Raw genomic sequence first — 8,405 nt, 5'->3', positions numbered from 1 at the left:
GTTTTCGCCTGAGTTGGGTGCTGATGCAGGTATTCCGCGATCGCCCAAGCGATGGAAACACCGTCGTAAGTGGAAGTTCCGCGGCCAATTTCATCCAATAAAATCAAACTTCGCTCAGAAATATTATTCAAAATATTCGCCGCCTCATTCATCTCGACCATGAAAGTAGATTCGCCGGCCGAAATATTATCCGTAGCGCCAACTCTCGTAAAAATTTTATCGAGAATCCCGATTTCCGCATGTTTCGAGGGGACAAAACTTCCGATTTGTGCCATTAAACAAATAATTGCAGTTTGTCTTAAAATCGCTGATTTACCTGCCATATTCGGTCCGGTGACCATAATAATCTGCTGCGAATCTTTATCCAGAAACAAATCATTCGGAATATATTTTTCTCCTAATGGAAGCGCATTTTCAATAATCGGATGTCGCGCTTCTTTCAATTCAATCGAGTAAGAATCATTTAAAATTGGTCTCGTATAACTTTCGGAAACTGCTAACTCAGAGAGACCAACGCCACAATCGAGTTCCGCGATAATTTTTGAATTTCCTTGAATGGCATCAATGTAAATCATCACATTTTCACAAACTTTTCGGTAAAGTTCGTGCTCAATTTTTGAGATTTTTTCTTCAGCGCCAAGGATTTGGTCTTCGTATTCCTTCAGTTCTTCGGTGATGTATCTTTCGGCATTCACCAAAGTTTGTTTTCGGATCCAGTCGCTCGGAACTTTGTCTTTATGCGTATTCCGAACTTCAATAAAATATCCAAAAACACCATTGAAACTGATTTTCAAACTTGATATTCCTGTTCGTTCGATTTCTCGTTCGCACATTTCGTCGAGGAAATTTTTTCCTTTGTTTTGCAAACCTCGCAAGTGATCGAGTTCTTCGGAAATTCCGGTTTTTATCACATTTCCTTTTGCAATATTCACTGGAAGTTCATCATTCAGGTAACTCTGCAAATACGTGATGAGTTCTTCAAGATTATTAAGCGGCTCAAGCCACGCCAAAATCTCCGCAAAAGGATGGAGCAAATTTTTAATCTGATGAATATTCATCAAACTGTGAAGCAGATAACCTAACTCTTTCGGTGAAATTTTTTCGGAAGCCAATTTTCCCATCAATCGGTCAAGATCGGAAATCGATTTTAATAGTTGCTGAATTTCATATTTCAGATGATCTTCTTTATTGAAAAACTCAATTAAATTCAGTCTTCTGTTGATTTCACCGACGGATTTTAATGGAAGAATCAATCTTCTTCGCAACAATCTTCCGCCCATCGGCGTTGCGGTTTTATCGATAATATCGAGCAAAGATTTCCCTTGTGGATTGCTTGGATAGACGATTTCGAGGTTTCTCAGCGTAAAATTATCCATCATCAGATAATCGTCCTGAGGGATGACCTGAATTTTCGTAATATGCTGCAAAAGTGCGTGATGCGTATCTTCTACCAAATAAGCAAAAATAGATCCGGCGGCGATAATTCCGAGTTTAAATTCTTCAATTCCGAAACCTTTTAATGAATTGGTTTTGAAATGACCGGTGAGTTTTTCGTAAGCATAATTGTACTGAAAAGCCCAATCTTCGAGCTTAAATGAATTTTTATTTTTGAGTTGAGAAGGAAGTTCCGTTGATCTTTGATAAATAATTTCGCTGGGATCGAAAGTGTGAACGATATGCAACAATTTCTCCAAATTCCCTTCAGAAACCAGGAATTCTCCTGTGGAAACATCCACCAAACCGATTCCGTATTTTTCTTTTTCTTTATGTACAGAAAGCAGAAAATTATTCTTTTTCGAGGTTAAAACCTGCTCATTGAAAGTAACTCCGGGAGTGACAAGCTCAGTAACGCCGCGTTTAACAATACCTTTCACGGATTTGGGATCTTCTAATTGGTCGCAAATCGCAACGCGAAGTCCGGCTCTCACGAGTTTTGGCAAGTAAGAATCCACGGAATGATGCGGAAAACCGGCAAGTTCGATATGACCTTCGCCATTGGCTCTTTTGGTGAGCACAATCCCTAAAATCTGGGAAGTTCTGATGGCATCGGTACCAAAAGTTTCGTAGAAATCCCCAACGCGAAACAGCAAAAGCGCATCAGGATACTTCGCCTTGATGGTGTTATACTGCGTCATTAAAGGAGTCTCTTTCTTTGCCACGGGAATATTTTAGGAATGTGAAATTAACGATAAGAGTTTTAAAAAACTTACTTTTGACAAAAATACGAAAATGTCATCCACCAAGAAACTGAAACTCGAAGAATTAGGGCGAATCGATGTAGAAACCTTCAAACAAACCGAAAAAATTCCGTTGGTAGTGGTTTTGGATAATGTGAGAAGCATGCATAATGTAGGCGCAGTTTTCAGAACGGCGGATGCGTTTATTGTGGAGAAAATTATTCTATGCGGGATTACGCCGCAACCGCCGCACCGCGAAATTCATAAAGCGGCTTTAGGAGCAACGGAAAGCGTAGATTGGATTTACGAGAAAAATATTTCAGAAGCTTTGCAAAATCTGAAAAACGAAAATTATAAAATCATCGGAATTGAACAAACTTCAACTTCGGAAATAATGACGGATTACGCCATTAATAAAGGAGAAAAGTACGCTTTAGTTCTTGGTAACGAAGTGGATGGGTTAAGCGACGAAGCGCTTTCTATCTATGATGCATTCTTGGAAATTCCACAGTTGGGAACAAAACACTCGCTGAATGTTTCGGTTTGCGGCGGAATTGTGATGTGGGAATTCTTTAAAAATCTGAAAATGTAGCATACGGGAATTTTCCTTTGCTACATTTTTAAAATTTATTTATCATAAATCTTTACTTCCAACCACCGCCAAGCGCCTGATACAGTTCTACTCCAGCTTTCATTTTGGCATATTCGGCATTAGAAATATTCAGTTCGGCGTTCAGGGAGTTTACCGAAGCATTTAATACTTCCAGATAATTTGCCATTCCGTAGTTCACAAGCTCCTGCGAAAATTCCACCGATTTTTGGTAAGCGGTTAATTCTTTTCTTTTTAAATCGATAAAACTGTCCTGAGATTCGTAAACTTTCAAAGCATCAGAAACTTCTCTTCCGGCTGTAAGAAGGGTTTTACGGAAATTCAGATAAGCTCTTTCTTTATTGGCCAAACTCACTTCATAATTGGTGCGGATCTGTCTTTTATTTAAAACCGGCTGCACCAAACCTGCCACCACATTGGCAAAAAGTGAATTCACAGTGAATAAATGGTCAATATCCAGACTTTGAATTCCGCCGCTGCCATTAATTCTCAAACTTGGATAAAACTGTGCTTTGGCGGCATTGGTGAGTTCGAAAGCTGAAATTAAACCATATTCCGCTGCCATTACATCTGCCCTGTTCGAAAGCAGATTTGCAGAAAAACCTAACTGATACTGTTCCGGCATTTTTTGCTGCGCTAAAGTTGTACGCTCAATCGCATGCGAGGGTTCACCCATCAAAAGGCTTAATGCATTTTCTAGCAACGCGGTTTGTGTATTGATGTTGATCAGCAGGGATTCTGCATTGAAAACCAGTGCTTCACTTTGCTGTACAGCAACTTCAGATAACGTTCCGGCATCCTTCAACGCCTTTGTCGTTTCAAGATTTTTCTTTCTTAAGGTAATTGTTTCACCGATGATTCTTTTCTGCTCATCGAAAGTTAAAAGCTGATAATAGGCAGACGCAATTGCAGCCACCAAATCACTTTTCACTGCCTTATGTGCGGCAACTGTACCTAAATATTCTGCAAACTGCGATTTTTCCTGAGCTTTCATTTTTCCCCAGATATCGGCTTCCCAGGAAATATCTGCACTCAAATCATAAATATTATTATACCTTCTTTCTCCTGCAAGCTGACCCAATTGCGTGTTTAGAGACTGTGTCTGGAAGGTATAACCGGGGCCTACAGAAAGTGTCGGCTGATACGCAGCTTTGCTTTGCTTTAAATAAGCCTCTGCGGCAGAGATATTCTGAAGTGCAATTCGGATATCAAGATTATTCTCCAAGCCTCTTGCAATATGTTTCTGAAGCACAGGATCGGTAAAGATTTCGCGCCACGAAACGGTAGCAATGCTGGCAGAATCTTTCGGAAGCAAATCTGTTCTGAAAAGATTTTCATTCACCTCATTCGGTCTTTCATACTTCTGCCGGGCCGTACACGAAGTTAGCACGGCAAAGGTGATGAGCGACAGTAATAAAGTTCTTATATTGAAATGTTTTCTCATTTTTAAAATTTTAATCAGTGTACGAAATTATTCTGCCAGATTAATGTCTTTCACTTTTACAGGTGTTATCTTTTCCTGTAACCACTGGAAAATCACATACAGAACCGGAATCGCTACCAGACCGAAGAACGTTCCGATGAGAAGACCTGCTGCGGCCCCGGTTCCGATCGATCGGTTTCCTACAGATCCAATTCCGGATGCGAAAACCAGCGGAAGCATCCCAAATATAAAGGCAAAGGAAGTCATCAGAATCGGTCTGAGTCTCGCTTTTGCCGCATTGATGGCAGACATGGCCAAAGTTTCGCCATGATTCCTACGCTGTATCGCAAATTCGACAATCAAAATTGCATTTTTGGCAAGAAGACCTACCAGCATAATTAAAGCGATCTGGAAATAAATATTGTTTTCGAGACCGGCAATTCTCTGCCCAAAAAATGCGCCTACAACTCCCAGCGGAAGCGAAATAATTACCGCCAAAGGCAACAGGAAACTTTCGTACTGCGCGGCAAGGATAAAATAAACAAATACCAGACTCAGTAAAAAGATAATTGCGGTTTGCGATCCCGAACTTAATTCTTCTTTCGAAAGACCGGTAAACTCAACTACATAATCTGCCGGGAGTTTTTCTGCGGCAACTTCCTGTACAGCACGGATGGCGTCACCCGTTGAAAATCCAGGATTGTTGGAACCCGAGATCGAAATCGAAGTAAAGAGGTTATATCTTTCCACCGATTTGGGTCCGAAAGTTTTCTCCATGGTTACAAATTGCGAGATGGGTGCCACTTGACCTGAAGCTGTTTTTACAAAAATACTGCTGAGATCCGATGGTTCGTTTCGGGAATCGGGGAACGCCTGAACCATCACACGGAACTGTTTTCCGTATTTGGTGAAATCGGCCGCGTACACACCACCAACATATCCCTGCATCGTACTTAAAATATCTGAAACCGTAACTCCAGTTTCTTTGGCTCTCGGCACATCAATTACCATTTCATACTGTGGATAATTGGTGTTGAATGAGGTTTGCGCAAACTGAATTTCAGGTCTCTCCATCAAAGCGCCGAGATATTCTTTAGCGACACCATCAAGCTGTTTTAAACTTCCGCCAGATTTATCGAGTAGAACTGCAGAGAAACCATCACTGGAACCAAATCCCGGAATACTTGGTGGCGAGAAAAATACAATTTTAGCGTCAGGAAATTTTCCGGCCAGCCCGAAAAGCTTTTTAGTAATCGCTTCCACGGATTGATCATCATCTTTGGCCCTTTCGTCAAATGGTTTCAGTCTCACGAACGCCTGTCCGGCATTGGAACCGCTACCTGACATAAATCCGCGGCTGGCAGTAAAGGTTACGTTGGCGACACCCGGGATTTTTCTGGCTTCTGCCTGCAAATCTTTTAAAACATTATACGTTCTTTCCATAGACGCTCCCGGTGGGAGCGCCACATCGGTAAAGATAATCCCACGGTCTTCTTTGGGTACAAAGCCTGATGGCATAGTGGAATTTGACCACCAGAAAAACAATCCTCCTACAGCAAAGATTACGAGTGTTACCCATTTATGTCTTAAAAGGAAAACGAAAAGTCTTCCGTACCTGTCTGTTCCGCTTTTGAATGCTGCATTGAATTTATAGAAAAACTTCTGCAGGAAGTTCATCGAAGTATATTCTTTGTGATGTGCAGGGTTTGGTTTCAAAAACAGAGAACATAAAACTGGACTCAGTGTTAATGCATTAACCGCAGAGATTAAAATGGCCACGATCAGTGTAATCCCAAACTGCTGGTAGAAAACTCCGGTAGGGCCTGTAATAAATGTTACCGGAATAAATACCGCAGCCATTACCAAAGTAATAGAGATAATAGCGCCGGTAATTTCGTCCATTGCACTAACTGTAGCTTTTTTAGCATCGGAGAAACCATGTTCCATTTTCGCGTGAACGGCTTCTACCACTACAATGGCATCATCAACTACAATCCCGATGGCCAAAACCAAAGCGAAAAGGGTTAAAAGGTTTAATGAATATCCTAGAAGATTCAAAAAGAAAAACGTGCCGACAATAGAAACCGGAACCGCAATGGCCGGAATCAGGGTAGAACGGAAATCCTGAAGGAAAAGATAAACCACCAGGAAAACCAAGATAAAAGCTTCGAGTAAAGTAGTGACTACTTTGCTGATAGAAGCTTCAAGAAAGTCGTTCGTATCAAAGTTGATGGTATAGCCCACGCCTTCCGGAAGTGTTTTTTCGTTTTCTTCGAGGAAGACTTTGATATCTTTAATAATTTGCTGCGCATTAGAACCCGGCGTCTGGAAAATCCCCATACTGATCGATCTTCTTCCGTTATTCTCTCCGATTCCTGAGTAAGACTGAGCATCAAGCTTAATTTCCGCGACATCTTTAAGTTTAAGGAATTGCCCGTTCCCCATAGATTTCAGGATAATGTCGCCATAATCTTTTTCTTCGTTAAATTTTCCTTTGTAGGTAATTACATATTCGAAAGCGCTTCCGCTGTTCTGCCCCAACTGCCCTGCGGCAGCTTCCCGGGACTGTTCGTTGATCGCGGCGGTAACATCGCTGGGTTCTAAACCATAGGCAGCCATTTTTGCAGGATCGATCCAGACTCTCATGGAGAAGTTCTTGCCCCCAAAAGCCTGGGCTTCACCAACGCCATTTACCCTTTTAAGTTCCGGGATTATATTGATGTTCATATAATTCTGAAGCCAGACTTCATTCAAATCCTTATTATCGGTATAAAATGAAAGGAACATCAGTGCACTTGTTCTCTGCTTCTGTACCGTAACTCCGGATCGGGTAACATCGGCAGGCAAAAGCGGAACTGCGCGCTGTACTTTATTCTGTACTTCCACCGCAGCGATATCTGGATCAACGCCCTGTTTAAAAAAAATCTGGATATTTGCAGAACCGTTGTTGCTCGCAGAAGATGAAATATAATCCATTCCTTCTACCCCGTTTACCTGCTCTTCGATCGGAATCACTACGCTGTTCATTACGGTTTCGGCACTCGCACCGGTGTAATTGGCATTAATGCTTACCGTGGGCGGCGCAATATCGGGATATTGGGTAATCGGGAGCGCCTGCAAGCCCAAAACACCAAGAATCACAATGAGGATAGAGACTACGCTCGAAAGAACCGGTCTGTTTATAAAATGTTTTACCATTAGAAAATCGGTTTTATAGCGTTAACAATCTCGTCGAAATTTGCAGGTTTAGGTTTTACCGCAGTTCCGGGTTTTAATGTACCTACGCCCTGAGCCACAATTTTCTCACCTTTTTTAATGCCGTCTTTTACGACGACAAGATTATTCACACGGTCTGTAACTCCGATCATTACATTCTTAGCGGTATCCTTTTCAACTTTAAAGACGTAGACCAAACCCTGCTGTTCAAAAGTTGCACTTTCCGGTACCACAAGAGCCTTATTATATAATTTTGGGACTTTAATTGTACCGCTGTTTCCGTTGCTCAGCAGTTTTGATGCATTGGTAAAAGACACCCGGAACTGAATAGTACCTGTGGTCGGATCAATCTGTCCGGTCGCGGCTTCAATTTTTCCTTTTTCTCCGTAAAGACTTCCGTTGGCAAGTTCAAGCTCCACCATTGGCATATTTCTTAATTTTTCCGGAACCGTAGCACCATAAGAATTTTCCAGGAAATCAAGATATTCTCTTTCATTCATTGAAAAGTATGCGAAAATTTCACTCGTATCCGAAACAGTGGTTAAAGGGGTCGGGTCGTTGGGACCAACCAAACTTCCCACTCTGAACGGCAGTTTGCCCAGAACTCCTGAAATAGGCGCCCGGATGACAGAGTAGTTAATATTGGCCTGAACACCTTTGTAATTTGCCGAAGCCTGAGAAACACCTGCCGCCGCCTGAGCCTGGGCCGCCTGAGCCTGGGCAAGCTGCGCCTGTGCACGCGATAAATTTGCTTTTGCTGTTTCCAGCTGTACTGGGCTGATAATATTTTTCTGAACCAGAGGAATAAGTTTGTTAACCTCTACCTGCGATGCATTTACGGCGGCCTGCGCAGCACTTACATTTGCTTTTGCTGCAGCAACACCGGACTGTGCCGCCCCAATTCCTGCCCGTGCTGCATCTGCAGATTGGTTAAGCGTATTGGTTTCCAGTCTGAAAAGTGGCTGGCCTTTAGTAACAT

Annotated in this window: 5 protein-coding genes; 1 reads left to right on the top strand and 4 read right to left on the bottom strand. The window is 42.1% G+C overall.

The window, feature by feature from the left end; genetic code table 11:
- Positions 1-2,165: DNA mismatch repair protein MutS (mutS, locus tag V5N63_RS05845; RefSeq protein ID WP_442905783.1), on the bottom strand; the 2,165-nt coding region annotated here is incomplete at its 3' end.
- Positions 2,166-2,229: 64 nt separating this feature from the next.
- Between mutS and V5N63_RS05840 the strand changes: the two genes are divergently transcribed.
- Entirely contained in the window at positions 2,230-2,769 is a 540-nt protein-coding gene (locus V5N63_RS05840) for an RNA methyltransferase (RefSeq protein WP_332028821.1), read from the top strand.
- A gap of 52 nt (positions 2,770-2,821) precedes the next feature.
- Here V5N63_RS05840 and V5N63_RS05835 read toward each other — a convergent pair whose 3' ends face one another.
- The 3 genes from V5N63_RS05835 to V5N63_RS05825 form a co-directional block, all read right to left on the bottom strand.
- Positions 2,822-4,231, bottom strand: a complete 1,410-nt coding sequence (locus V5N63_RS05835; RefSeq protein ID WP_332033198.1) for an efflux transporter outer membrane subunit — start codon at positions 4,229-4,231, stop codon at positions 2,822-2,824.
- Positions 4,232-4,258: 27 nt separating this feature from the next.
- Positions 4,259-7,408, bottom strand: a complete 3,150-nt coding sequence (locus V5N63_RS05830) for an efflux RND transporter permease subunit (protein ID WP_332033197.1) — start codon at positions 7,406-7,408, stop codon at positions 4,259-4,261.
- Positions 7,408-8,405: efflux RND transporter periplasmic adaptor subunit (locus V5N63_RS05825; RefSeq protein WP_332033196.1), on the bottom strand; the 998-nt coding region annotated here is incomplete at its 5' end. The genes V5N63_RS05825 and V5N63_RS05830, both read right to left, overlap by 1 nt.

Source organism: Kaistella sp. (assembly GCF_032060305.1).
Lineage (GTDB): Bacteria > Bacteroidota > Bacteroidia > Flavobacteriales > Weeksellaceae > Kaistella > Kaistella yananensis.
Note: the sequence above shows the minus strand (reverse complement) of the source record. Positions and strands in the feature narration are given on the sequence as shown.